Genomic DNA, 26,118 nt, shown 5'->3' with positions numbered 1-26,118 from the left:
GTGACTTCCAGATTTAGTGACTTACCGATTTACTGATTTATATTCAAGGACTTAAATTCTTTAACCAATCTCAAGTGAAAGTTTAACCACATAAAGCCCGGAAAACACGGAATAAAGGAAATAGGGGCACAATCCTTCCGTGCTTTCCGCGTCTTCCGTGGTTATAATGTAAGTGTAAATGTTTACGTTCGGGACTATAGTGACTTACTAATTGACTGACGTACTGATTGATTAACGGATTGAAGGCCTGAGGGAAGAAAGAATAACAGACTGTATCAGGGGATTCAAAGGGCTCCGGGGGATGCATGGGAGTACTGGAACTGAGCGAAAAGCAGGCAATGGCTGTGGCAAAGTTGATGGATCTCGACCCGGAATGTAAAATTTTCTGGGATTCCCTGGGGAAATTCCCAAAGTTCATCAAGGGGACGCTTTCGAGGCCATCCCCCGACAGCCCGGAGAGTATTGCCCGCCGCTTCCTTGAAGAATCCCGGGAGCTTCTGGAGAGGCAGGAGGGATTTGATGAAAAACTGGAACTTGTAGTCCTGGAGACCGACTTTATGGGCTTTTTTCATGTCGTTTTCCTCCAGCTTTTAAGCGGGGTCCCCGTATTTGAGGGGTCTGTACAGGTTCACATAAATCCTGCAGGAGAGGTCATTGCATACAAGGATTTTCGGCTGATGGAGCTTTCCGTTTCCCTGGAGCCGAATATCGGAGAACCCGATGCTGTGAAAACCGTTTTTGAAGACATTGGCCCCGGAAAAGGAACCGTTATCCTCAGTACCAGGCTGATGCTGTACAGGGATAGGGAAGAGCAGGTGCACCTGGTCTGGCAGGTCGAATCCCTTTCTTCAAAAGGTCTGGCAGGCAGGTTCTATTTTATCGATGCCCATACCGGGGAACTGCGGTACAAATTTTCCCAGATCAGGGCTGCCCTTTCGAGAAAAACGTATTCCGGGCACAATAAGGAAGTCCTTCCCGGAGAACTGCTGCTTGAAGACGGACAGGCCGGCCCTGACGAGGTAGCCCGGGCAGCCCATGATAATATGGCAACAGTATACTGGTATTTTAAGCACAGGTTCGGAAGGGACAGTTATGATAACCGGGGCTCGCCCCTTGTGTCCACCGTCCATTTCCAAAAGAATTTCAATAACGCTTTCTGGAGCGACCATTACAAACAGCTCGTTTTCGGGGACGGAGACGGGTACAGGTGGCTCCCCCTTGCTTTTGCCTTGGATATCGTTGCCCATGAACTGACCCATGCCCTGGCTGCCTATACTGCAAAGTTCGTGTACAGTGAAGAAGCTGGAGCCCTGGACGAGTCCTTTGCAGACGTCTTTGCGGTCCTGATCTCAAACAGAGGAAAAATAGAGGAATGGGAAATCGGGGAAGGGGTCTACACTCCCTTTTATGAGGGGGATGCCCTGCGTGACCTCTCGGACCCCCCGAAATACGGGCAGATCGACCACATGGATAACTACATGAAGCTCACTTCCGGGGAACTGCCCGATCAGTACAAAAACGACAGTGGTTACGTCCATCTAAACAGCGGGATCCCCAACAAGCTTGCATACCTGATCATAGCCGGGGGGACGCATTACGGAATCAGTGTCGAGGGAATTGCCCGTAAAAAAGCTGAGCAGATCTACTATCTCGCCCTGACCGCATACCTCTGCAGTGCAACCCTGAGCAGGTGGACTTTCAGGGAAGCCCGGTATGCCCAGTTGAATGCCTGCCGTCAGCTCTACGGGGAAGAGGGAGCCGAATACGCCGCAATCAAGAATGCCTGGGCTGCAGTGGGGCTCGGGCAGCCCTCAGGAGCCCTGCTCATAGTCAAAGGGGAAGTATCTCCCGAAACTCCGGTCCCTATCCCTGACCTGCATCCGGAAGGAGTCCTGAGTGCTATTGATGTCGAGGAGGAGGGGCTGGTAAAAGACATCCGGGTGAAGGTGAACATCGAACATCCTTATACAAGGGACCTGAGGATTACTCTTCTCACCCCTGCCGGGGGAACGGTTGTCCTGCATGACCGGAAAGGACTCCCTGGGAAAAACATATCCAGAACATACAACCTGGGCTCAGCCCCGAAGCTCAGGACCTGCATTGGTGAGCGAGTTCACGGGAAATGGCGCTTGTGGGTCGCGGACCACGCCAGGGACCACGCTGGTTCCCTGGTCGGCTGGGGGCTTAAGTTTCTGGTCCAGAAAGCCGAAAAGAAAGAGCTCCGGAGAGAACTTTTCCTGTGGCAGGAAATTCCCGATAACGATTCGAAGGGCATCGAAAGCCAGATCTATATTGAAAGGCCCGGGAAGATTGTAAACCTGGACGTCTCTCTTGGAATCACCCATCCCTGGATCGGGGACCTCAGGGTAATCCTTCTCATGCCTTCAGGGAAGAAACTGATGCTGCACAACAGGACCGGGTACAGCAGAAGGGAAATCAAAAAAGTATGCAGCACCAAATGGGATGAAGATTTACAGGCAGCCGTCAGCAAAGAAATGAAAGGCACCTGGACCCTGAAAGTTTTTGACCTGGCAGAGAGGGACACCGGCACCCTGGACAGCTGGGGGATGTGCATCGTCTATGAATGAAGACATTCCCGCTTTTTGGCTTTGTTTTTCACTTTCTTGTTTGTCATTCAGTCGAAAATCTCTTCTTTATCCTCGTCCCAGGCAGGCTGGTTTATTGCCAGGAACTCAAGGCTTGTGTTTCCCGTGTTGTAAGTGCACTGGATAGAATCTTCAGGGATGTACACCAGCTGTCCGGGCCGGAGTTTTACCGGGACCCCATCTATATAGATCACTCCCCCCCCTTCGAGTATGTAGTAGACTTCAGGGTTGCTCATCAGGTGGGGGGCATTGTTTTCCCCGGGTTCGATGATGGAATGAGCGATGCTGTAGTCCAGATCGAGTTCCCTGTCAAAGTTTTCCGGGTGTAAGAGCTCGGAAACGTAGATGCCTCCGTCGCGGGAGAGGACTTTGCATTCATCGAGGTTTCTGGAAATAAGGTAGTCATCCGCGTAAAAACCTGCTCCGACAAGGTAGTCCTGTCCGTCCCTGTTAACCTTCCTGATAAAGGAATACTTCAAGACAGGCTCGTCTTCCCCGGGTTTTGGCCAATAGTAGTCCACCCAGCCTTCCCTCTCCCCGCTAAGGGCGGTTTCAATGAAAAGTTCTCCTATGGGTTTCCCGGTGGAGTCCTGAAGCTCTTTCAGGTCTTGCCCTTCCATGCTGCTGTCCGGGGGATAGACAACAGCCGTCCCGTCGGTTTTCCAGACAAAGACATAGAAGTCATGGTGGAACCAGGAAGTGCCTTCTTCTCTGAAATCCGGAAATATTTTATCCCCTTCTTCCTCGATAAGCCCGGCTGTGGCTTTTACCCTGGCTTCGATGTACCTTTGCTGGCCTGCCATATCGCTTTTTCCTTCGCCGAACATCAGAGTTCCCGGCAGTTCAGGTTCCGAAGCTGCAGGCTCTGTCGAAGCAATATCTGCCTCCATGCCCTCTCCGGAATCATACCTTTCTCCCGGGTCTTCTGTTTCCATTTCTTCTGCCCGGGAATCTCCTCCGGTTTCGCTGGCAGTTCCGTCCAGGCTGAAGGTAGAGTTGTCCTGATTTCCATCATCCGGACTTCCACTGGTAAGAATTCCCAGGACCAGGGCGACTGCAAGCATGCCGCAAACAAATTTTATCAGATTCATGTGTTTCCCTGTTTTTTCGGCTTAAAGTCCTAACACTCGATCACTAAAAGGCAAAAATTCTGATTCCGAATACGTATAAGGTTATATAAAAAGTTAAATCATTTTTGCATAACTTTCTCAAAAAAGAGCTATTTTCATTAATTTGTAAGACCCTGATTGAATATTCAAAAAGAGATGTATTCGGGGCCTTTATTCTTCTTTAAGGGCCCCGGAGATATATTAGCGGGACTAACACGAATCCAGAGCTTTTCTCGCAGCTTTGATTTGCATCTGAATCGATCCCCCTATTAATTGTTATCTTCGCTCCTGTTACTTGTTATCTTCGGAGCACCACACTGCAAGCAACGGGGTACGTTCGCGCCTCCACTCCATATTTCGTAAAAGGAAACAAATTCGACTGAAATCAAAAAGCTTTTGATATCCGGCCTCCGAGGAAGAGATATACAGTAGCCTCAATACCTGTAATAAGAAAGGAGAAGGGAACAAAAGCTTACAAAATCTAGATCTCACTTCATCCTTCAACTGTATGTTTTATTAAGATAAGACGCATATTTAATCTGTGATATTTACCTGGATGTAAGGCAGTATTTTTATCTTCGAGTGAGGGGGTCATACTGGAGGAAGTAATGATCAAAAAATTAATTGAAAGCGCACAATCAGCAATTCCTATATTCCAACAGACCCTCACTGGCTCTTACGGAGAGAATTTTCTACTGGATACTGCCAATAAATCAACATTCCCTACGAATAACTCAACATTCTCTATTAATAACTTAATATCCTCTACTAGTAATTCAATATCCTCTATTAATGACTTAATATTCTCTATTGTTCAGTTCCTTGTAGCTATAACTCTTTTAACTTTCATGTTCAAAATGATTATATGGATGTCCAGAGAAGATGAAAAAATTGTCGTGTCACCCTTCGACATCCATATCTCCGAAAAGAAATATAATGAAAAAATAATCTCAGATTCCCTTATTCTGGAACTGCGCCGAATTGATCAGATTCACTGTAATGACTACCTCAACATAAACCCCGAAAAAATCATATTGCCAAAAGTGACCCCTAATAGGGAATGTCTTGAAGCTAAAATATCCAGTGTAGGAGAATTTAGCATCGGTGGGGTGAACCTACCGGTAGGAGACTTAGCTGTTATCCTCAAACAATTGTGGCCTCTGGGAGGCCCAGGGAGGCGAATCACAGGAAATCTGCAGGAATGTGAATCAGGTATCCGTGTAACCGCACAGATGGAGGGTAACGAGGTCTTTTATTGGGACACCAGCCGTGAAAATATTCAAAATGGTGATGGGGACCAGATTATAAGCAAAATCCGGGAACTTGCCTTCATGATAGTTTATGACATCTCAAAAGAAGAACTCCAGGCAAAAACATGGACCGGATTAAAGTATTATACAGAAGCTCTTGAAGCGTATTCTCGATACACAAAAAATCAGCAGTTTGAATTCCTTGAACTTTCTGCAAAAAATTGTATTGAAGCAAAAAAAGCTGAATCTGAATATCAGCTTCTTTACAGTTTATTTTACAACCTTGGAATCGCTTATTTTAACAAAGAAAAATATGAGTGTTCCAGAAAAATGTTTGAACATTCCACCGACCTCAACAAAAACCACGAAGGCTCATTTATTGGCCTGGGGGCCTCCCTTTCCAGTCTTGATAAGCACGAAGATGCTCTGAAGGCTTATGACAGGGCTCTGGGAATAAATCAAGAGAATGCAGACGCAATGATTAACAAAGGAAAATCTTTGTTCATAATAGGCAGGCTTGAGGACGCCTTAAAAGTTTATAACACAGTTTTGGAAACAGACCCTGACGACCAAGATGCACTCTACGACCGTGCCTGTATTTACTGTACGAACGGAAAGAAAAAAGAGGCACTTCATGATCTAAAAAACGCAATAAAAGTTAATCCGGAATGGAAGGAATATGCAAAAAACGACGAGGATTTTAAAATATTATGGAAGGACGAGTTATTCATAAAATTGATGAATGAAACTTGATTAATAGAACATATATCCTACATTCAGCACCAGGACACAATAAGGATAATATTAATGCCCAAAAATGTAAAATAGAGGAGTTGCCTCCCCTAAAATGATTCATCTGTACAGATAGATGTCTCATTTATGTATTTCTGCCGAATATGGGCATAATCATAAAAATTAATTATTTTTCATCTTGATCCTTTTCTCTTGACACAAAAAATTTTCCGAGACAAATTATTAAAAGAAACGCTGCCGGCAAAATGGGACCCTGATTCGTTAGCCCATCCGGTAGTACCTTTCCAAAGATTTCAAACCAAGAGAAACCTGGAGTTTCAGCCACAAAATAGATATAATCATCATAATCATTGACTTTTGGAGTTTTAAGAAGTTCCCATATTCCCACTGAATACCTTTCCAAATGGATATTGTCTTCGCTAATGTTGTTTTCTTCAATCGTTGCATTGCTGACCTTTGAAGTGTTAAGAAGGGAAGTGTTAAGATCTTCCCATTTTCCCTCTGAATACCTGCGCATAACGATTGTGGATTCATTAATGTTGTTTTCTTGAATCCAGCTCTTTTCAACCCTGAACTTGATTGTTACATTCTCGAAGTTTTTCTCGTCACTCGAAAATTCAGCATTACCTACCTGAATCTTCATTCCTTTGTAGACGATACCCTTAGGTGGGGCTAAAACCTCAGGGGGGATGTCTTCAAGTATCTTCACTTCAGCGGTCACGTTGTCCTCAGTCTTTCCAGGGTTGAAGGAAATGTCTTCAATACAGTTTTCCTGCTCTTGAAACTCATATTTTACAGTGATATCTTCTTGTAAATCCTCAGTAATTTTTTCAATAATGTAAGTTGAGTTTACTTCTTCAACTACTTCTTCTTCAACTACTTCTTCTTCATCTACTTCATCTACTTCGTCTTCTTCATCTACTTCGTCTTCTTCAACTACTTCTTCTTCAACTACTTCTTCTTCAACTACTTCTTCTTCAACTACTTCTTCTTCAACTACTTCTTCTTCAACTACTTCTTCTTCAACTACTTCTTCTTCAACTACTTCTTCTTCTTCACCTCCGTTATCACCACCATCAACTACTTGGGGTTTTGACGGGTCCTCAGGCTTGTAGGGTGAAGGGATGAGAAGAGGCAGATAATCAATGTTCCCTCCACCCAGGTCATAATCTAGATCACAAATGCCATCTCCATCGGTGTCATCGTGGATCTGGCTGAAGCCGTCCTCGGTTGGTGTTGCCCAGAAGTTTCCACCAAGGTAGGGGCCGCCGATGATGTTTGAGCCTGCGGTTTTGGTCGTGTTCCAGATGTTGCCGGTGTTTGTTCCTGATAAAAAAACGTTATTATTATTGTTGAAGTAGTTGTTGTAGATTAAATTGTCGCTGGAAGATTCTAGATAGATGCCCTCGTAAGTTTCCATTATACTGTTGTTTTCCAGTTTCGAGTCCGTGGTATTGTAAAGGTATATTCCTGTACCTGTTTTCTCGATCTTCAGGTCTTTAACAGTTATATTTATACAGTCAATCAAGTAGACAGTCCCTGCATTTGAAGATGAATTGATCTCAATATCTGAAACTTTAACAAGATAATAAATTGGTTTTCCATCTATGGTGTTATTGCTATGGATAATATTGGTATCCATATGTCCATACCCTGTGTAAAAATTACATGTGTTGTCCTGCATCAGGTTTCCGGATAGAATACTGCTGTTCGAAGAATCCAGCCAGATGCCATATTCGTTGTTAGTTACTGTGTTATTGATAAGTTTGTTGTTGATAAGTTTGTTGTTGTCGCTGGGATTCCATAGATAGATGCCCATTCCTCTATTCAAATCCACTGTGTTATTTTCAAGCGTATTGTTGCTCGAAGAATCCAGCCAGATTCCACTTCCGTTATCCGATGCTGTATTGTTTGAAAGAATGTTGTTGTTGCTCGAATGAGACAGCGCGATGCCGAAGAAGTTGTTCGATACTGTGTTGTTGTTCAGCGTGTTGTTACTCGAAGAAGGCAGCCAGATGCCGAAGAAGTTGTTCGATAATTCGTTATTTTCAATAAGGCAATATTCAAATCCGCCAAGGTAGATTCCGCATTCCGAGTCATTGGCTCCCGTTATGCTAAACCCGCTAATTTTCACTCCGTCTGCCTTAACGGAAAAAACGTGGTCTGAGCTACTGGCTGCCTGAACTATAGTGTCGAAAAAGTTTCCTGAGTAGGATTTTATTGTTATGTTAGCTCTATCCACGTCTACATTTTCCGTATAAGTCCCGGGGTAAACGGTGATGGTGTCTCCGGGGCTTGCAGCATTTACTGCAGCCTGGATAGTCCAGAAGAGTTCTCCTGAGTTTACGTTCTTGACAGGAGCCCACAGGGCAAGCGGGAGGGAATCCGGGCCATTTCCTGTGGAGTACTGCAAATCACAGAAACCATCCATGTCTGAATCTGGAGTTGTCTGGCTCCATTCGCTACCGTCGGGTTTTGCCCAGTAATTGCCTCCGAGGTATGGGCCGCCAACGATATTTGAGCCGGGGGTTTTTGCAGTGTTCCAGATGTTGCCGGTGTTTGTGCCTGAGAATAAAGCGTTATTAGTGTTGCTGAAATAGTTGTTGTAGATGGAATTGTAGTTGGAATCCCTTAGAAATATGCCATATTGGTTGTTCGATGCGGTATTGTTTGAAAGCTTGTTGCTACTCGAAAACTCCAGATAGATACCATCGTTGTTATTCGATGCGGTGTTATTTTCAAGCGTGTTTCTGCACGAAGCATCCAGAAAGATGCCGTACTCGTTGTTCGATGCGGCATTGTTTGAAAGCTTGTTGCTGTCTGAAGCAGCCAGATGGATGCCAAAGTGATTTTCCATTATACTGTTATTCTCCAGTTTTGAATCCGTGGTATTGTAAAGGTATATTCCATTCCCTGACTTTTCGATCTTAAGGTCTTTAACAGTGATATTTTTACAGTTAATCAGGTAGACAGTCCCTGCATTTGAATATGAATTGATTTCAAGATCTGAAACCTCTAAAAGATAATAAATATTCTTTCCGTCTACTCTGTTATTAGCATAGACAATATTTTCATTACCTGCACTCAGAGCTCCACAATCTGCGTAGAAATTATACGTGTTGTCCTGCATTAGATTTCCGGAAAGAATATTGTAGTCCGATACTTGCAGACAGATGCCGTAATCGTTGTTCGATGCTGCGTTATTTTCAAGCGTGTTGCCACTCGAAAAAGAAAGACAGATGCCGCGAGAGTTGTTCGACGCTGCGTTATTTTCAATAAGGCAATCTAGAACTGTTTCAAGGTAGATTCCGGCACAATTGGTGCCACTGGCTCCCGTTATGCTAAACCCGCTAATTTTTACTCCGTCTGCCGTAACATAAAAAACGTGGTCTGAGCTACTGGCTGCCTGAACTATAGTGTCGAAAGGGTTTCCGGATTCGGACATTATTTTTATGTTAGCTTTATCCACGTCTACATTTTCCATATAAGTCCCGGGGTAAACAAGGACAGTATCACCATCTTGTGTATCCGGGTCATCTATAGCTGTCTGGATTGTCGGGAATTCTTTTCCTGAATCTGTGTTTCTTACGTGGGATGGCAGAATTTCAAAAGGCAATGCAACCAGTGGATAATCGTCTGCATTGTCAAAATCAAGAAAGTAAGGGGCTTCTCCCACCCCATCTCCAGAAGTATCGGATCCAGAGTAGTCGGAGAAATAGTTTCCAAGATACCCGTAATGCGGGTTGTCGTCGTAGGTATACCAGACCTTTTCCGTGGTGTTCCATAAGTTACCGGTGTTTGTACCTTCAAAATAAGCGTTATTAGTATTGTTGAAATAGTTGTTGTAGATGAAATTATTGCTGGAATCCCTTAGATAAATGCCGTACTCGATGTTGTTTGATGCTATGTTATTGCTGAGTGTATTGTTGTTACTGGAATACCATAGATGGATGCCGTCGTCGTTGTTCGATGCGGTGTTATTAGAAAGCGTGTTGTTGCTCGAAAAATTCAGAAAGATGCCGCGATCGTTGTTCAAGTTTGCTGTGTTACTTTCAAGCGTATTAGAGTTGCTCGAATCTCTCAGATGGATGCCGTCGTCGTTGTTCGATGCGGTGTTATTAGAAAGCGTGTTGCTGCTCGAATAAACCAGCCAGATGCCATTGGTGTTGTTCAATGCTTTGTTATTAGAAAGCGTGTTGCTGCTTGAACAGGCCAGATCGATGCCGCAGGCGTTGTTCGATGCTATGTTATTAGAAAGCGTGTTGCTGCTCGAAGATTCCAGATCGATGCCGTACTCGTTGTTCGATGCTATGTTATTAGAAAGCGTGTTGCTGCTCGAAACATAGAGATAGATGCCTAGGAAGTTGTTCGATGCGGTATTGTTTGAAAGCGTGTTGTTGCTCGAATAAGACAGATATATACCGATGCCGTCCCCGTTGGCCGATACATTGTTGCTGGTCAGCGTGTTGCCGCTGGAAGAAGACAGATAGATGCCTAAGTAGTTGTTCGATGCGGTGTTATTTTCCAGTTTCGAATCCGTGGTGTTACGAAGGTATATTCCGTTCCCTGTCTTTTCAATAGTCAGGTCTTTAACAGTGATATTTTTGCAGTCAATCAGGTGAACAGTCCCTGCATTTGAAGATGAATTGATTTCAAGATCTGAAGCCTCAACAAGATAATAAATTGGCTTCCCATCTACACTGTTATTAGTATAGACAACGTTGGGATCCAGTTCACCATCTGCGTAGAAATTGTACCTGTTGTCCTGCATCCAGTTTCCGGAAAGAATACTGCTGCCAGAAAAAGTCAAATAGATGCCGTAGGAGTTGTTCGATGCGGTGTTATTTTCAAGCGTGTTATCGTTGCTCGAATAACAAAGAGCAATGCCTTCCTCGTTGTTCGAGTCCGCGGTGTTATTAGAAAGCGTGTTGCTGCTCGAAGAATAAAGAGAGATGCCGTCGTTGGTGTTCGAGTCCGCGGTGTTATTAGAAAGCGTGTTGTTGCTCGAAGACCTCAGAAAGATGCCGTAGTCGTTTTTCGATAATGTGTTATTTTCAATAAGGCAATATTCAACTCCTTCAAGGTAGATTCCGGCGCGCTCGGTGCCACTGGCTCCCGTTATGTTAAACCCGCTAATTTTTACTTCGTCTGCCGTAACATGAAAAACGTGGTCTGAGCTACTGTCTGCCTTAACTACAGTGTCGAAAGGGTTTCCGGATTCGGATCTTATTGTTATGTTATCTTTATTCACGTCTACATTTTCCATATACGTGCCTGATTTGACGACGATTTCATCTTCGGAACTTGCGTTATTCAGGGCTTCTTGAATTGTCGTGAAATTTGCCGGTCCGTCGTCATCCACAGAAAACGTTTCAGCAGCTACATTGCCTGTGATTGTCAGGTTGATTGCAAGCATCAATGCAAAAAAGAGTATAACGATTCTTTCTATCTTCCACATAACAAACACTACAATAAAAGTTATTATTCGTATCAGGCAATTTGTATCTACTGTCTGGATTATGGTTAGCTGCGAACTTATTTTTGATTTTGAACTTTATCTGACTGTGTTTCGAGACATTGAGTACGTACAGGTAATTTCTGGATTGCTATCTTGCCCTTTCTGTTTCAAGGGGTACGGTTATGTACAATCCACTAATGAATAGTACATTCTCAAGAAATTCAATACACAGTGAGACTTTAAATCTTACTAAAAACTTACGATTTTATTTAATAGGTTCTAAATAAATAATTAGAGATATCAATACAAAATTATAACTAATTTAAAAATGATGATCCCTGTTGACTTTCCGGTTTGCAACCTTAGTTCATAGCTGAGATCTTGGTTTTTTTATCCTGTGAGACATCACAAATATTACTGAGTTGCCAGATATATTGAGATACATTGAGATAGTAAACATTGAGGAAACTTGAGGACACAAAAATGCCAGGCAAGTACAAAATCATCTCCTGGAACGTAAACGGGCTTCGGGCTGCTATGAAAAAGGGCTTTCTGGAGCTTTTGCTGGAGCAGAAATTCGACATCATCGGAATCCAGGAAACCAAAGCTTCTCCTGACAAGCTCCCGAGGGAAGCTAAGAACATCCCGGGATACCACAACTACTTCGTTTCCGCCGAGCGGAAGGGCTACAGCGGGGTAGGTCTCTTTTCCAGGGAAAAGCCCCTTAACATTGAGACTGGCATGGGGATCGAAGATTTTGACAGTGAGGGCCGCTTCATCAGGGCCGACTACGAGGACTTCACCCTTATGAACATCTACTTCCCGAACGGCAAAGCTTCCCGGGAGCGCCTGGACTACAAAATGGCATTTTACGACGCTTTCCTGGACTACGCAAACGCCCTGACAGCCGAAGGCAAAAAACTCGTAATCTGCGGGGACGTCAACACCGCCCATAAAGAAATCGACCTGGCAAGGCCGAAGGAAAACGAGACCAACTCCGGCTTCCTCCCCGAAGAACGGGCCTGGATGGATAGATTTCTTGATGCCGGCTACATCGACACCTTCCGGATGTTCAACCAGGAAGATAAGAATTATACCTGGTGGTCGATGCGCACCCGCGCAAGGGAAAGGAATGTTGGCTGGCGTCTAGATTACTTCTTCGTCAGTGAGAACATGAAGGAAAATGTAAAATCTGCCTCGATACTTTCGGAGATTATGGGTTCAGACCACTGTCCTGTGGGGCTTGAACTTGAGTTCTAAAGTTGGAACAGTTCTCTTTTTTCTTTTTAAATCCTTTCTTTTTTATCCCAAAATGATTTTCCTTTTCCAATTTTTTTGTCATGGCTAGATATCGGGTACAGGTGGCCAACTATCTTACTTCAGCTTCAAATTTATTTCACATTATATGATCGTTCCATAGTACCACAATGGAATTGCAATTGCCTCAATGATTAACCTTTGGAGCTGTTCGATGTTGTATCTTGTATTGAACTATCCAGGGGTCTTGAAACTGAGGAATCATTTTGGGATACAACATTCTCTTCATTTCTACGTTAAATATATAAACATCTTCATAATAATTGAGGCAGTTCTTTTTAAAAAAACGGTGTTCAGCATGCCTAATGGAAAAACTCATACAAAAATAAATATCATACTACTGTTTGTTATTTTGTTAAGCTTACATACAAAATTTATGCAAACGTATATTCCTCCCGAGTATCTTGAATTTGATGCTACAACAATATTCTCACTTGCACTCATATTTGGAACATATTATCTTAGTCCCGATTTAGATATTCAAAGTGAACCTTTTAAAAGATGGGGTATTTTGAGATATATATGGTGGCCATACCAAAAAATATTCAAACATCGTGGCAAACTACATCACCCGTTGTTGGGCCCAATCATAATTATTTCTACAGTAGGATTGCTCATCATAGCACCAATTGTCATATTATTCAATTTCAACATCGCATACGTCCCAACAAAATATATTATCTCATTACTAACCGGAATTATCATTTCTATTGAAGCTCACATCATTGCAGATCTAATTTGGACAAAAGTAAAAAGAAAATCCAATAAAATAAAAAAGAAATTAAACAATTCTCACACAACAAAATCATAACAAGGGCTGTCAAAACAAATTAACTCAAAAATAACAAAGATCAAACAAAGTCAACATTATTCACTATTTATTCAAAATCTTTTATATTATTTTTAATAATCAAAGTACTCCTAATGAATCCAGGCCCAATTTAATAAAAGTTAATCCGAATACAATCTGCGCAATTCCCAGAATGCGAATGATAGAAAAATAATATTTACTGTTAATAAAAGATTTCGACCTTTCTACAATTAACGCAATAACTACCTTTGACCCTACAAGAAAAACATAGAAACCGAATACAAACAGGACCATAGCCCAGATATGGGTACTTAAACTCTTGAAAATAATTGGCCCGCCTATTGAGATCCAGAATATGTAAGGGTGCGGATTCCCGAAGTTGACAATAACTCCTTTTTTAAGGGCATCTTTCTTTTCTAAATTTAGTTCAAGGTTACCTTTTTTGATTTTCATCGATTCCATTCCTGAATATATCAGGTACGATGCCCCTAAAAATGCTATAATTCCGATAATGGAATTATAGCTTGTCAGATGTGACAGAATGAACAATACGGATAAAATTATTGGCAAGTCTGTAATCAAAGGAGATATTGCAACCTTTATCCCTTCCCATTTGCCGTGCTGTAGAGTTTCAGAGATAGTTATAGCCAGTAGCGGACCCGGAGACATTCCTGAAGCAAGGCCAAGAAAAGACCCTAAGATTAAAAACTCAATAATATCTAACATGCCCAACTCTTCTACCTCAGCTTTATGCCATTTTTAACTCAGCTTTCTACCTCAGTTTTTTTTGCGTTGTTAATTCAATGAACCTGTCGCCAAATCTGCTGAGTAGGCAGCTAATTCCAGATCAATGAATTCGGCACACACGACCAAATTGTGTATAATTATCCCCTATGGTGCAAATTACTACAGAATAGTATATAATCATACACTATTTCCTTATTTCGTAAGAAATGTTAAACACTTACGCTTCAATCTTCGAGAACAGCAAAGCCCCTATCGTACAGATGAAAGCCGAAAGTGCTGCGATTGCAGCCAGGTCGTAGTACACTCCAAAGGTGCTGACCCCGGTAAGCGCTCCTCTGAGGCCGTCTACGCCGTAGGTAAGGGGATCGATCCTGCTGATGAAGTAGATTGCAGGGGGAAGGTCATTCAGGGGGAAAAGGGCTCCCGAGAGGAAGAATATGGGCATGATCAGGAAGTTCATGATCAGCTGGAAACCGTGCATGTCTTTCATTTTCGAGGCTATGGTCAGGCCCATGCCTGTGAAGAAGAGGGCGATCAGGAACATGAAGAGCAGGCCGAGGGCAAGGCTTCCGAAACCCGAGGCCCTGAAGCCAAGAAGGTAGGTAAGGGCAAAGACTACCAGGCCCTGGATCATGGCGATGGTTGCCCCACCGAGGGTTTTTCCGATCATGATTTCCGTCCTGGTGATCGGGGCTACCAGGGTCTCTTTCAAAAAGCCGAACTGCCGGTCCCAGATGACTTCCAGGCCGGAAAAGACGGCTGTAAAAAGGATTGACATGGAAACAATTCCCGGGGCCAGGAAGTCCATGTAGTTTGCCCCACCGCTGGCCCGGGCGTACATGGGGCCGAAACCGAAGCCGAAGGCGACCATGAAGAGGAGAGGCTGTCCCAGGGAGCCGATCAGCCGGGCTTTGGAGCGCCAGTAGCGTTTGAGCTGCCGCAGCCACAGGATGTAGATTACCTCGATCAATGTCTCCGCCTCCTGTGCATGCCTCCCATAAGCCGCATTTTACTCATCGATGCTCCATTTTCATCTCTTATGTCCCTCCCGGTCAGGTTCAGGAAAGCCTCTTCCAGGGTTCCGGTCCCGTTTCTCTCCTTAATTTCCTCCAGGGTGCCGGTCTCTATGATTTTCCCGTGGTCTATGATTGCGATTTTGTCTGCGATTGCTTCAGCCTCTTCCATGTAGTGCGTTGTCAGGAAAATTGTCATGCCTCTTTCTTTGTTAAGGGTCTGGATATGGCTCCAGATGGCTTTTCGCGTCTGGGGGTCCAGGCCGACCGTGGGCTCGTCCAGGAAAAGGATTTTTGGGTAGTGGACAAGCGACCTCGCAATCTCAAGCCTGCGTTTCATCCCGCCTGAGTAAGTTTTCACGAAATCTTTGCGCCTGTCCCAGAGCCCCACAATTTCAAGGGCTTTTCGGATCCTTTCGTCTCTTTCTTTTTTCGGGACCTTGTAGATCACCGCATGGTAGGTCATATTTTCATAAGCCGTAAGCTCGTCGTCCAGGCTCTGGTCCTGGAAAACGATCCCGAAAGAAGCCCTGGCTTCGTCCTGTTCTTTTAGCACGTTGAAGCCGTTAATCCGGATCTCGCCGTTTGTTGGCTTCAGGACGGTTGTGAGCATTTTGATAGTCGTGGACTTCCCTGCGCCGTTCGGCCCGAGGAATGCAAAGATCGAGCCGGCTTCGACGTCGAAGCTAATGCTGTTCACGGCGGTGAAGTCGTCGAATTTTTTTGTAAGGGACTGGACTGAGAGGATGTTTTGCATGGCTTGGACCTTTAATCAATTTTTTATTATCAGAAAAACAAAGGTATTCGAATTTTTTCCTGAATCTTTTGAATTCCTTTATGATAAAAAAGATATCGGTGTTTTCATTGATTGGGGGGTTGGATCGCCGGGTATGACTTGATTCTGGTAATTGCGATTACAGCTCATTTATATACACATTGATATTGCGATTACAGCTCATTTATATACACATTGACATTGCGATTACAGCTCATTTATATACACATTGACATTGCGATTACAGCTTACTTATATGAACATTGGTATTGCGGTTACAACTTGTTTACCTGACCCTCCTGAGGTTCTGGTTCAAATAAGATGAAGAATAAAATATAAGCAAAAATATAACGAAAAACTGGATCCGCAAAATTGCGGATGCACGAAAATAACCGGGGGGAAATCCATGAAACGGAAATGGGAACAGGACTGGGGTTTACAGGGCAGGATGCTTTTTACAATGTTTCTTCTGGCGGCAGTTTATCTTTTTTTCCTGGTTTTTCTCTCTTACTACGGGGCACCGCCCACGTTCATGCTGCTCTTTATAGGGGCTTTCATGGCAATCCAGTACTTTTACTCGGACAGGATGGTACTCTGGACGACAGGGGCTCATATTGTTTCCGAAATTGAGGCTCCACGCCTGCACGAGACAATCACGAGGCTCTGTGCTATTGCCGATATCCCTAAGCCAAGGGTTGCCATTGTGGATACTCCGGTCCCAAACGCCTTTGCCACAGGCAGAAGCCCCAGTAATGCCGTGGTTGCAGTCACCACCGGGATCCTGGATAAACTGACTCCTGCCGAACTCGAAGCCGTGCTTGCCCACGAACTGAGCCATGTCAAGAACCGGGACGTGATGGTTATGACCATTGCCAGTTTTATTTCTACCATAGCGTTCTATTTTGTCCGCTACAGCCTCTACTTCGGAAGTGGGGGGCAGAGGCGGAACGGTGGGAGCATTCTTCTGGTCTGGCTCGTCTCCCTGGGAGTCTGGCTGCTCAGTTTCCTTTTGATCCGTGCTCTTTCCCGCTACCGGGAGTTTTCCGCAGACCGGGGCTCGGCAGTTATCACGGGGCAGCCTTCGAACCTGGCTTCCGCCCTGATGAAAATCAGCGGGGTGATGCAAAAAGTCCCCACGGAAGACCTCCGGAAGGTCGAGGGGATGAATGCCTTTTTCATTATCCCGGCCCTTTCCGGCTCTTCGTTCATGAACCTCTTTTCCACCCATCCTCCGGTGGAACAGCGGCTTGCAGCCCTTGAGAAGATCCAGAAGGAGTTGGCCTGAATAAGCGAAAGAGGGAAGATGGGAAAGGCGAGGAGAGGAGAAGAAGGTGAGGAAGATGAGGAAGAGGTGGAAGATGGGAGAGTTGAACTAAAATGGGGCTAAAGGATTTCGTGGATGCCGTCCTTGGTAGGAGCAGCCTTCCTAAATCACGGCCTGACAAGCTTTTTGCGGTCTCCACGGCCAGCATCACCCTGGAAACCAGTATGGGCCTGGAACCTTCAGGAAAGGCGGGGATTTGCTTTAAGCCCATCGAAGCTTCCGCCTACACCAGCGCCCGGAAAGAGATTGAGGAACTTCTGGAATACGGCGCAAAAGAAACCGGGACCGAATTCCGGCTTGAAAAAGACGAATACAATTTTCTCTGGGCAATTTTCAAAGACCCTGACTTCGAAGACCTGGTCGCAAACATCCACCTGGTAAGCCAGACCCTTGAGGAACAAGGGTTTGGGAAGCAGCTTCTCTGTGCAATCTACCGTTTTGAGGGTGAGAGTGAGGGTGAAGGTAAGGTCGAAGGTCCGGAAGCCGGGAGGCATACCGGCAAAAAAGTGGTTTACTGGATCTACAATTTCAAGCAGGGCAGTTATTATCCTTTTGTGCCGCTTGCGGGAAAGAAAAGGGATACTCCAATGGAATTCAGGCTCAGGACAGGGATGGAGCGGGAACTCCCCATTGAAAAAGATGTGGAAAAATGGTATCCTCTGTGGGGAATTCCCTTCTAATTTTCCATATCCTGAAATTTCCTGCTCCTTAGCTCCTTTTTGACCTTTCAAATCCTGAAATTTCCTTTTCCTTAGTTCCCGACGGTTTTCTATCGGTTTTTTGGTGCTTATACGCGTTCAACCGTCACGTCCATATTTACCGTGTCCTGGTCGGTGGGTACACCGTTGTGCATCGTGGTTACGTAGTCTCCCTTTGAGACTTTCCCGTCTCCGTCAACATCTACATGGACATAGAGTGAATACGTCCTGTTTGCCACAAGTTCCGGGAAGCCAAGGGTGAAAGGAACTTTATTTTCTTCCGGGCTCACCGACACATTTTCAATAACGTTCTCCGAGATCACTGTAGAAGGGGCATCCGCAAGACTTACATCATCAAGCCGGATGTAAACAGTAACTTCTTCGATCGTTTCTTCAAGGTCTTCAAAGAGGATGTTTCCTTCAATAAGCCCGTAAGTTTCCGCATCTTCACCTGAAACACTCTCTGAGGGTTTGGATGGCTCGGATGGCTCGGATAGCTCTGAAGGAACTCCGTAATCACCCAGGACAAAGGTGCCGTTTACCCCGTTTACCGAGACTGTGTATTCTCCCGGTTCAAGGCCCTCGATGTTGATAGGGATGTACTCCGTAAAGGGTACCAGGTTCATGGTGCAGGGAGCGTTTGTCAGGCTCAGGGTTGGAAGCTCCACGAGGATTACCCGGTCCTGCTTTTCGATTGATATGTTTCCGACATCGATCCTTTCACAGTTTCCGGCAAGCATCCCGGAGACCACTGCCCTTACATGCGGAGGAATGGACCTTGTCATTATTACCGTTACGTCCTCAACAGCCGCTTTTCCGGGAGCGTAGGTTTCGTCCGGGGTCACGATGTCGTAAGCAGTAAGTTCAAAGCTTGTTTCGATCCCATTTACGGATACCGTATAGTTGCCGACCTCAAAGCCTTCAACATCAAGCGGGATCTTTTCTTCGAAAGGCACCAGGGCTTCGGTACAGACCGTATCGGCAGGCCTTATAGTGGGTATTCCGATTGTGATGTTCCCGTTTTCCTTTTCCATCGTGATGTTCTTCAGGTCAATCCCGGTGCAGCCGTCGGGCAGGTTACCTTTTACGGAGATGCTTATTTCGGGCGGGATTACCGTCTTTTTCATCTCGACATGCACTTCTTCCACGGGGGCAGTTCCGTATACGAAAGCTTCGACAGGTTCTCTGTTTTCATTTTCCAGTGTATCTTCCTCTTCATTGGTATCAACGCAACCGCTGAAGGAAAGCAGGACTAAAATCAGTGTCAATGTAAACAATTTTGTCAGGAATCTGTAATTCATGTCATCCTCCTTTATTGACCTTCGCTTGTCCCCGAATGAATATATTTCTTGCCTAAACTTCAATTCAATTCGTAGTTTTACGGTACTGTTTTTATGTATTAATTTTACATGTGTCTCATTTTTTATTATCAATTGTTTGAGTCCTTTATTGCAGAAATCAGACCCTCCGGGATGAAATTTTAATAGTAATAACTCCATATTTTATATTACATAATTAGGTGGAGTTGATATACGATGGGGAATCTTTTCAAAAAAATCCTGATTGCAACTGATGGTTCGGAAAACGCCAGAAGAGCTGTTTCTCATGGAATAGATATTGCGAAGGTAAGCGGTGCTGAAGTGTACGCTGTGTACGTCGTTTCCGATGAGCATGCAAAAGTTTCGGGAAAAGTTATGGGCTGGGCCGAACCTTTTGAGGAATATCTGACTGATAGAGGGGAACTTGCGACTGCAGATGTTGAAAAAGCCGGAAAAGGAGCTGAAGTCAAGGTGGAGCTGGTATTGCTGAAAGGTAGCCCTGCCGAACAAATCCTTGACTATGCAGAGAAAAACGGTATTGACCTGATAGTGATGGGCACACAGGGTTTGACAGGAATTAAAAGGTTCCTTATCGGCAGTGTGGCAGAGAATGTTGTTCGGCACTCAAAAGTTCCGGTAATTGTTGTGCGTTGACTGTGGACTCCTGAAGCCTTCTAATTTTCTCTTTCTCTATTTTTCTTTCTCTATTTTTCTTTCTCTATTTTTCTTTCTCTATTTTTCTTTCTCTATTTTTCTATCCCTATTTGTTTTGATTCCTGAGGAGCAGCAGCTTGATTTTTAAAGTTGCTTCCACATCATTAGCAGTTGCCCACGTGTCATTGGCAACTGCTCCTGTGGTGTATATATCTAAAGTATTCTGGAAGCTGCACCTCTAAGGGCTGTACCTCTGAGATCCATAATCCTGAAAGCCGAATCAGAAGATGCTGTGTTTCAATCCTCGAAAATCCCGGTCCCCGTAAACACTTCTTTTGCTTCTTCAAGGCTGAGGTCTTCCGGGGGCACGATGATGTCCGATTCCACGATTTCTTCCGCCGCTACTTCGGTTCCTTTTGCCCTGATCATGGCGACCAGCTTTTCAAGTTCGCTTCTGAACTCTCCGGCTTTCCCTTCGGCCACAAAGTCCACTATGCGATTGTCCAACATGTTCAGTTCGTCGTAGAGGGCTGCAGGCACCCGGAACTGTCCCTCGCCCATAATCCTGATTATCATTTCTCTGCCCCCTTGCCTGCTTCTTTGCCTTCTGGTTTTTCGGGTTCTTTGCCTGCTTCGGCTTTGAGCCTGGCGAGTTCGGACTCAATGCTTGTCTGGGCACTGATTTTTGCAAGTTCCCGTTCGATATCGTCCTGAGGGCCTGTAAGGTCTTCCAGGGTCCCGATTTCCATGAGCTCGTCGATGGCCTCTGCCCGGGCTTTCATTTCTTCTGTCTTGTTTTCGGCCCTCTCGATTGCAAGCCCCACGTCCGCCATCTCTTCGCTGATCCCGGTTACGGACTCGTTGATCCGGACCTGGGCTTCAGCTGCGGAATACCCGGCTTTTATGGACTCTTTCCGGGTCCTGAAGATCTCGACCTTGGTGGAGAGGCGCTTTTCGGAGGCAATGAGCTTTTCTTGCTGCTTCTCAAGCTCGGCGATTTCAATGTCAATACCCTCTACCTGCTGCATGAGGGCGGCTTTCCTTTCAAGGGCCATCCTTGCAAGGTCTTCCCTGTCAGCCGTGACCGCGTCTTTTGCCTGAGAGTCAAGTTTGCCCACGCTCTGCATCAGTTTTGCCCGCTGGAGCTGGAGGCGCTTTTTTGAGGTGGTCACCTCGGCAACTCCCCGTTTTACGTCTTGAAGCATTTCGAGTTGTTTTTCATAGGAATAGTCCAGTGTTTCCCTGGGATCTTCCATCCTGTTGAGCACTTTGTTCATCTTCGACTTGAAGACCGTTTCCATTCGGTTGATTAACCCCATGTTTTCCCCCCGATTTTTTCTTGCTACCTGTTAATTGGAGAGGCTGGTATTTTTATTTTTTTGCCGGGGGATTCATCCTATCCGGGGGAGGATCTTTCTTTGGAAGGGGACCTGAAGCTTCACAATTTATAACTTCATATTTATATATTAATATCGATTATTCGCAACCCTGCGAACGTTTTATATATCCAAAAAACAACTTATATAAAGATATTATGGGAAGGCTTGAGAATAAAACAGAATTTTTTTACACGGAATCCGGGCTTGTTGCGGTGGACAGTCCGGTAAAGTTGCAAATTCTCAATCTCCTCAGGGAAGATTCGAGGTCATTTGATGAAATCGTAAAATACACGGCAAAGGCAAAGTCCACGATTTCCGTACACCTCAACAACCTCAGGACCACCGAACTCGTAGAGGAAATGGTTGATCCTGCCGACCGCCGCCGGAAAATATATTCCCTCACCTCTCATTACATGGGCTGCTCCCAGAAACCTGTCCATGAACACTATAACAGTCTGCTGCAAAAGGTTGCCAGAAACGGGAAAAAAGACCGTTTTTCCTTTATGGAATCCGTCTACCATGCTTTACGCTTCGGGTTCGAAGCCTACGGGATTGATAATGTCCCTATTGTAAAAAAGATCGGATGTGACATTGGTGTCCACCTTTCATCCGCTTTTGAGTCCGAAACCCTCGAAGGGCTCCTGGAAGAAATCGGATACTTCCTGGAATCCGGGGGAAACGGAAGGCTTTCCATGCTCAAAACCGAACCTCTTTCCCTCCTAATTGAAGACCCTTTCAAGGCCGAGTCGATGCCCGTTATCGGGAAGCCTTTCTGTGCCCTGAGTGAAGGCCTCATCGAAGGCATCCTCTGTGGTAAGCTGGGCAGGGAATTCCGGGTCCGGGAAAAATAATGCTATGGGACCGGGCACGGACACTGCATGTTCGAGATTACGGTGCCCTGAATATGGTTTCTGATTAAGATCGCTGATCCCGTTTTCTTATTACAGAATCCCTACTATGTTTCCTTATTAAGATTGCTGATTGCCGTATCCTGATTAAGGTTCTTGCTTACACCAGCAAAGTACGGTTCTGGATTCCAGTCAAAATTATTTTCTGAAAATTTCTTTATAACATTCACTCTTTTTTAAACGCTATTTATATAATTATGTTTCAATTTATCTCTCCAGTCTTTCGTTATCTGGAAAAACAATTATTAATATTTCGGGGCTGTTAGGATGCCGATCAATCGGCGCTTCCTATCACGACTCCCATTTCCGATTTCAGGAGCGGGCCTATTGCGGCTACGATCCCCGGTCCGTCTGTCTTTTCCCTGCAGACGATTGCGTGTTCCAGGAGCCCCAGGCGTTCGATCTCGTAAATGTCCTTGCCGTGTCCGGTCTTTTTGATTGCGCTTTTTATCTCCGAACGGGTGGCAGCATTTATTGTTACTCTGTCCGTGCCTGCCTTTTTCCACTCCCACCAGAGGTCAAGCTGCTGCTTGCTGAACCTTGCCCTGTGACGGTTGCCTTTGCTTTCAATGATTTCGATTTCTGCCGGAAGGTGGGGAATCAGCCCGAACCTTGCAGCAAGCTGTTTTGCTTTCCCACTACCCAGGGCCTTTAGCTCTCTGGCTTCGACCCTCACAGGGAAACCGATATTGACCACGAGTAAATCTTCCTCGACGGCCAGGATAAAACCCCTGTATACTTTTCCAGGTTCGGCTTTATTGGCAGGGGTTCCGTATTTCGAAACCAGGAAGTTTCTGGAAACATCTTCGTCTTCCCCTTCAAGGCTTATCTCCGCCCACTGGTCAGAGGCAACTGATATTTCAAACTCCACTTCAAGTTCTTTCAATTCGTTTTCAATAAGGGCTTTAAGGGAATTAATTGCCCTTTCCCGGTTTCCATATAGGGGTTGCAGTATGACTACTTTTTTCATGTTCTTCCTGCCGTATCAACTTTGAATTTTAAATTCCGTTGAGTTAAATGAAAATGGTTCCCGATTTTAAGGAGAGTATGAATGCTAAAGCTGGATATAAACGTATAAGGCGGGTACCAAAAGTGCAATGTATTCCAATGTTAAAGCTGGGTGTCGTTTGTGAAGTTGAGTTTCAACCTTCGGGGCTTTTATTAATTTATGATGTGGATTTCAATGTTTAAGGTATCATACGTTTAAGGTATCATACGTTTAAAGTATCTACTTTTAAGGATCTACTTTTAAGGATCTACTTTTAAGGTACCTATGTTTAAAGGTATCATACGTTTAAGGTACTCAAATCTAGTAATCAACGTTTAAGGTAAGATTCAAGGAGGCTGGAACTTTCTTCCAGGGATCCCGTAACAATTTCATCAATGGGGCTTTCAGCTGTTTCAATCATGTTCCTGAGTTTTTTGATGTCCCGGCTGTAGGGGCCCAGCTTTCGGGAAATCATATCCCTGCTGTCTCCCTGTTCCAGAGCTTCCCGGTGGATGTTCTTGATTTTTTCCCTGAAGTTCCTGATTTTCTCTAGGATTTCCTTATTTATCGTGTCGAGTTCCTTTATTTTTTCGGCTTCTCCTGCTTCTTCTGCCGCTTTTCCAGCCGCATACTCGGCGCTTCCTTCTCTAACGCTCCCCGCAGCTGCCGCTTCTCCGGCTTCTCCGGCTTCTTCGGCTTCTTCCGGGGGGGCTGCTTCCCGGATGACATTCCGGAACTCCTTGAGGGCGATTTCGACATCCTTTCCGTATTCCGTAAGTTCAACAAATTTGATCCGCCCCTCGAATGTGAATCTGATAAGTCCGCACTGTTCCATTTTGGTGAGGATCCTCGTGGTATGGGCAAAAGTGGAATCTATCTCTTTTGAAATCACGGAGGCGTAGGTCTTTTCCATCGAGCCTATAATAAGCAGTGCAAGAGTGGGTTTTTCCTGCAAAAACAATTTTTCTGCATCATCGTCGGACATAATATCACATTGGAGTGCCTTATGGCGGGTTGCCTCTGGATCTTACAGACCCAAATATTTTTTATCATTTAATAATTTTTGCATAATATTTTGACAGTTAATCTTCTAATACTTCGTTTTGATTTTATCTTCCTTATTTTTCTCTGAGCTTCAGCTTTCCTGAATCTTTTAAGATTTTTGAGCTCTCCTGAAACTTTTGAGATTTTTGGACTTTTTTGAAGTTTTAAGTTTTTGGACTTTTGAGAGGGTTTCAGGCTTTTTGGATGCTTGAAATTTTTGAGATTTTTTACAGGGAACGGATTATTTCCTTAATTTCCGGAAGCGTGGCGTCCGTCTTGAATGAAGTTCCGCTGAAATGGGTACGTGAGGCTTCAAACCCGTTTGCTCTCAGGGCTTCGAGAAAACCTTCGATGCCTGTAGCCGAAACTCCCAGTTCCTTGCAGATTACGTGCTGGTCGTAGAACATTGGTATGTCGAGTTCGTCTCTGCAGAAGCTGATTATCTTCATGGCTTTTTCTTTTGTCCTGAGAGGGCGCTTTTCCATTTCGGCAAGCACCTCATTGCAAAATGCAGGCTCCCTCAAGGGGCCGAGCCAGAGCGGACCTGCAATATTCGTGCCGGCCCCGCAGACAGGGCATTCCCGGTCGATGTGCACGGCCAGTCCTTCTACGGGTTGCCTGAAACCGCATTTCGGACAGTGGGCGAGGAAGCCTACGGATTTAAGGGTTCTGTCCGCCTGTTTTGCTCCCTGACGCACTTCAAGGTAACTGCGGACGTAGTGCCGGGTGACATGGGAGAGCAGGGGGTCCATTGATTTTTCGTGTTTTGCAAGTTCCCGGGCGCAGGACCCGAGCAGGACCCGCATTCCCATCTCACTGTGGAATTCCGTGTTAAGGGGCACGGCCGCATACTTCCTGATTCCCGAATTCAGGTGGGCTCCGCAAAGAGGTGCGGTATCAGTTGCCGTAACCGAAAGCAGGTTCATGACCGATGAGGAAGCCGCGTCCAGAAAGGGAGAGGGGGTCCCGAAGGGGTCGATGTCCACGATGTGGAATCTCTGCTCGTGGAGCAGTACGTTTGCATTCTTCCGGCATCCCTCTGCTTTTTCCTCCAGCCCGTTGAGTTTGATGTTCTGCTGAATGAGCTCAAATGCCTCCTGGCTCCAGTCGTTCAGGGTAGCGTGGATTCCTACTTCCCCTGCGACCCGGAGCCCCCTGATTCCCGATGCGGAAAAGGCATCCACGTAACGGACCTCTTCCCTTTGCATATCCCTCTTTCCGAGCAGTCTGTCCACGAAAGCTGCAGTTGCTGCAACATTGATGTCGCGGTTGAGTTCCATCTCCGGGTTATAAAATACCGGTGCTGCAGAGGGAGGGAAGGCCGCATCCTGAGGCGGGACTGGGACTGAAACCCCTGTCGTGCCTTCCATAATTGTTTTAAGGGTCATCTGCAATGCTATTCTTTGATATCGTATTTTACAGTAATGGTCATTTTTATCCATAGCTGCCCGAACAAACCGGAATTACGCATCCGGATTGATTTTTTTCAGCTCTTCTGGGCAGGGAATTTGAAGAATTCCCGTTGAGGGGGCCTGAAAGGTTGTTAGTTTGATGTCCTGAAAGTTTTTCATTGGAGATTTGAAAGGGATAGTACATCAGTTTTTGAATCCGGATCAAGTTGTTTTGATCCAATTATCTGATTTAATCACACCCCCTTTCTCTGGCAGTTCCTTTCCTTTACTCCCATTTAATATAAGCCTTTTATAAATAATAACATTTTCGTGAATATATTTCAAATGAGATCAGAAAATTTCCAGATATCCTGGTCCGGACAATGGAACCGGTCATCTCACATTTAAAAACAGATGTGTGAGTAATCAGGGATAATCAAAAAAAGATTTTTTTGGAAGAGGATTTACCCCCTTCCGGTTGAATTTCAGTTAGGTGGCTGGAATATATTTCCTGTGCTTCCGGTTAAAAGTAATGTTTTTTGGGGTCTGGAAAATATTCCGGAGAGCTGTTTCC

At 45.0% G+C, this 26,118-nt stretch carries 19 protein-coding genes; 8 read left to right on the top strand and 11 right to left on the bottom strand.

Annotated features, from left to right (window positions below):
• Positions 1–305: 305 nt before the first annotated feature.
• On the top strand, positions 306–2,588 hold the full coding sequence (locus MSMTP_RS18040; protein WP_052718382.1) for a M4 family metallopeptidase: 2,283 nt from the start codon (positions 306–308) through the stop codon (positions 2,586–2,588).
• A 47-nt stretch (positions 2,589–2,635) separates the two neighbouring features.
• Here the strand turns inward: MSMTP_RS18040 and MSMTP_RS11190 are convergent, their stop codons facing one another.
• Complete coding sequence (locus MSMTP_RS11190; protein ID WP_048179356.1) at positions 2,636–3,697, bottom strand: cache domain-containing protein; 1,062 nt, start codon at positions 3,695–3,697, stop codon at positions 2,636–2,638.
• 626 nt (positions 3,698–4,323) lie between these two features.
• On the opposite strand from MSMTP_RS11190, the gene MSMTP_RS11185 reads away from it, so the two are divergent.
• Positions 4,324–5,718 (top strand): tetratricopeptide repeat protein, encoded by a 1,395-nt coding sequence (locus MSMTP_RS11185; RefSeq protein WP_048179353.1) that lies wholly within the window; start codon positions 4,324–4,326, stop codon positions 5,716–5,718.
• Positions 5,719–5,884: 166 nt separating this feature from the next.
• On the opposite strand, the gene MSMTP_RS11180 is transcribed toward MSMTP_RS11185, so the two are convergent.
• Positions 5,885–11,176, bottom strand: a complete 5,292-nt coding sequence (locus tag MSMTP_RS11180) for a NosD domain-containing protein (protein WP_082090595.1) — start codon at positions 11,174–11,176, stop codon at positions 5,885–5,887.
• Between the two features lie 483 nt (positions 11,177–11,659).
• On the opposite strand from MSMTP_RS11180, the gene MSMTP_RS11175 reads away from it, so the two are divergent.
• On the top strand, positions 11,660–12,436 hold the full coding sequence (locus tag MSMTP_RS11175) for an exodeoxyribonuclease III (protein WP_048183417.1): 777 nt from the start codon (positions 11,660–11,662) through the stop codon (positions 12,434–12,436).
• A 355-nt stretch (positions 12,437–12,791) separates the two neighbouring features.
• Complete coding sequence (locus MSMTP_RS11170; protein WP_048183411.1) at positions 12,792–13,304, top strand: DUF2227 family putative metal-binding protein; 513 nt, start codon at positions 12,792–12,794, stop codon at positions 13,302–13,304.
• 99 nt (positions 13,305–13,403) lie between these two features.
• Here MSMTP_RS11170 and MSMTP_RS11165 read toward each other — a convergent pair whose 3' ends face one another.
• The 3 genes from MSMTP_RS11165 to MSMTP_RS11155 form a co-directional block, all read right to left on the bottom strand.
• Positions 13,404–14,030, bottom strand: a complete 627-nt coding sequence (locus tag MSMTP_RS11165) for a LysE family transporter (protein ID WP_048179346.1) — start codon at positions 14,028–14,030, stop codon at positions 13,404–13,406.
• A gap of 238 nt (positions 14,031–14,268) precedes the next feature.
• Positions 14,269–15,021 carry an ABC transporter permease gene (locus MSMTP_RS11160; protein ID WP_048179343.1) on the bottom strand — a complete coding sequence of 251 codons (753 nt, stop codon included), beginning with the start codon at positions 15,019–15,021 and terminating at the stop codon, positions 14,269–14,271.
• The gene (locus MSMTP_RS11155) at positions 15,018–15,821 is read right to left on the bottom strand and encodes an ABC transporter ATP-binding protein (RefSeq protein WP_048179340.1); all 804 of its coding nucleotides are present in this window, start codon (positions 15,819–15,821) and stop codon (positions 15,018–15,020) included. The genes MSMTP_RS11160 and MSMTP_RS11155 overlap by 4 nt, the downstream gene beginning before the upstream one ends.
• A gap of 424 nt (positions 15,822–16,245) precedes the next feature.
• On the opposite strand from MSMTP_RS11155, the gene htpX reads away from it, so the two are divergent.
• The gene (gene htpX / locus MSMTP_RS11150; RefSeq protein ID WP_048179338.1) at positions 16,246–17,124 is read left to right on the top strand and encodes a zinc metalloprotease HtpX; all 879 of its coding nucleotides are present in this window, start codon (positions 16,246–16,248) and stop codon (positions 17,122–17,124) included.
• Between the two features lie 92 nt (positions 17,125–17,216).
• A complete protein-coding gene (locus MSMTP_RS11145; protein WP_048179335.1) occupies positions 17,217–17,843 on the top strand; it encodes a hypothetical protein in 627 nt (208 codons plus the stop codon).
• A gap of 107 nt (positions 17,844–17,950) precedes the next feature.
• Here the strand turns inward: MSMTP_RS11145 and MSMTP_RS18035 are convergent, their stop codons facing one another.
• Positions 17,951–19,162 (bottom strand): hypothetical protein, encoded by a 1,212-nt coding sequence (locus tag MSMTP_RS18035; RefSeq protein WP_052718380.1) that lies wholly within the window; start codon positions 19,160–19,162, stop codon positions 17,951–17,953.
• A 234-nt stretch (positions 19,163–19,396) separates the two neighbouring features.
• Between MSMTP_RS18035 and MSMTP_RS11135 the strand changes: the two genes are divergently transcribed.
• Positions 19,397–19,834, top strand: a complete 438-nt coding sequence (locus MSMTP_RS11135; protein ID WP_048179333.1) for a universal stress protein — start codon at positions 19,397–19,399, stop codon at positions 19,832–19,834.
• A gap of 297 nt (positions 19,835–20,131) precedes the next feature.
• On the opposite strand, the gene MSMTP_RS11130 is transcribed toward MSMTP_RS11135, so the two are convergent.
• Entirely contained in the window at positions 20,132–20,410 is a 279-nt protein-coding gene (locus MSMTP_RS11130) for a hypothetical protein (protein ID WP_048179330.1), read from the bottom strand.
• On the bottom strand, positions 20,407–21,153 hold the full coding sequence (locus tag MSMTP_RS11125; RefSeq protein WP_048179328.1) for a PspA/IM30 family protein: 747 nt from the start codon (positions 21,151–21,153) through the stop codon (positions 20,407–20,409). The genes MSMTP_RS11130 and MSMTP_RS11125 overlap by 4 nt, the downstream gene beginning before the upstream one ends.
• A gap of 215 nt (positions 21,154–21,368) precedes the next feature.
• Between MSMTP_RS11125 and MSMTP_RS11120 the strand changes: the two genes are divergently transcribed.
• Complete coding sequence (locus tag MSMTP_RS11120) at positions 21,369–22,064, top strand: ArsR family transcriptional regulator (RefSeq protein ID WP_048179325.1); 696 nt, start codon at positions 21,369–21,371, stop codon at positions 22,062–22,064.
• Between the two features lie 331 nt (positions 22,065–22,395).
• Here MSMTP_RS11120 and MSMTP_RS11115 read toward each other — a convergent pair whose 3' ends face one another.
• The 3 genes from MSMTP_RS11115 to MSMTP_RS11105 form a co-directional block, all read right to left on the bottom strand.
• Entirely contained in the window at positions 22,396–23,091 is a 696-nt protein-coding gene (locus MSMTP_RS11115; protein ID WP_048179323.1) for a DUF2110 family protein, read from the bottom strand.
• A gap of 346 nt (positions 23,092–23,437) precedes the next feature.
• Positions 23,438–24,094, bottom strand: coding sequence for a hypothetical protein (locus tag MSMTP_RS11110; RefSeq protein ID WP_048179322.1), 657 nt, complete (start codon positions 24,092–24,094; stop codon positions 23,438–23,440).
• 286 nt (positions 24,095–24,380) lie between these two features.
• A complete protein-coding gene (locus MSMTP_RS11105) occupies positions 24,381–25,541 on the bottom strand; it encodes a tRNA (guanine(10)-N(2))-dimethyltransferase (RefSeq protein WP_048179319.1) in 1,161 nt (386 codons plus the stop codon).
• Between the last annotated feature and the right edge of the window lie 577 nt (positions 25,542–26,118).

The organism is Methanosarcina sp. MTP4 (genome assembly GCF_000970045.1).
Classification (GTDB): domain Archaea; phylum Halobacteriota; class Methanosarcinia; order Methanosarcinales; family Methanosarcinaceae; genus MTP4.
Note: the sequence above shows the minus strand (reverse complement) of the source record. Positions and strands in the feature narration are given on the sequence as shown.

Excerpts from the sequence above, each read along its gene's own strand:
- MSMTP_RS11135 (WP_048179333.1), top strand. The coding sequence starts at position 19,397 with ATGGGGAATCTTTTCAAAAAAATCCTGATTGCAACTGATGGTTCGGAA.
- MSMTP_RS11110 (WP_048179322.1), bottom strand. The coding sequence starts at position 24,094 with ATGTCCGACGATGATGCAGAAAAATTGTTTTTGCAGGAAAAACCCACT.
- MSMTP_RS18035 (WP_052718380.1), bottom strand. The coding sequence starts at position 19,162 with ATGAATTACAGATTCCTGACAAAATTGTTTACATTGACACTGATTTTA.
- htpX (WP_048179338.1), top strand. The coding sequence starts at position 16,246 with ATGAAACGGAAATGGGAACAGGACTGGGGTTTACAGGGCAGGATGCTT.
- MSMTP_RS11185 (WP_048179353.1), top strand. The coding sequence starts at position 4,324 with ATGATCAAAAAATTAATTGAAAGCGCACAATCAGCAATTCCTATATTC.
- MSMTP_RS11145 (WP_048179335.1), top strand. The coding sequence starts at position 17,217 with ATGGGGCTAAAGGATTTCGTGGATGCCGTCCTTGGTAGGAGCAGCCTT.
- MSMTP_RS11130 (WP_048179330.1), bottom strand. The coding sequence starts at position 20,410 with ATGATAATCAGGATTATGGGCGAGGGACAGTTCCGGGTGCCTGCAGCC.
- MSMTP_RS11155 (WP_048179340.1), bottom strand. The coding sequence starts at position 15,821 with ATGCAAAACATCCTCTCAGTCCAGTCCCTTACAAAAAAATTCGACGAC.
- MSMTP_RS11125 (WP_048179328.1), bottom strand. The coding sequence starts at position 21,153 with ATGGGGTTAATCAACCGAATGGAAACGGTCTTCAAGTCGAAGATGAAC.
- MSMTP_RS11115 (WP_048179323.1), bottom strand. The coding sequence starts at position 23,091 with ATGAAAAAAGTAGTCATACTGCAACCCCTATATGGAAACCGGGAAAGG.
- MSMTP_RS11170 (WP_048183411.1), top strand. The coding sequence starts at position 12,792 with ATGCCTAATGGAAAAACTCATACAAAAATAAATATCATACTACTGTTT.
- MSMTP_RS11165 (WP_048179346.1), bottom strand. The coding sequence starts at position 14,030 with ATGTTAGATATTATTGAGTTTTTAATCTTAGGGTCTTTTCTTGGCCTT.
- MSMTP_RS11175 (WP_048183417.1), top strand. The coding sequence starts at position 11,660 with ATGCCAGGCAAGTACAAAATCATCTCCTGGAACGTAAACGGGCTTCGG.
- MSMTP_RS11120 (WP_048179325.1), top strand. The coding sequence starts at position 21,369 with ATGGGAAGGCTTGAGAATAAAACAGAATTTTTTTACACGGAATCCGGG.
- MSMTP_RS11190 (WP_048179356.1), bottom strand. The coding sequence starts at position 3,697 with ATGAATCTGATAAAATTTGTTTGCGGCATGCTTGCAGTCGCCCTGGTC.
- MSMTP_RS11105 (WP_048179319.1), bottom strand. The coding sequence starts at position 25,541 with ATGACCCTTAAAACAATTATGGAAGGCACGACAGGGGTTTCAGTCCCA.
- MSMTP_RS18040 (WP_052718382.1), top strand. The coding sequence starts at position 306 with ATGGGAGTACTGGAACTGAGCGAAAAGCAGGCAATGGCTGTGGCAAAG.
- MSMTP_RS11180 (WP_082090595.1), bottom strand. The coding sequence starts at position 11,176 with ATGTGGAAGATAGAAAGAATCGTTATACTCTTTTTTGCATTGATGCTT.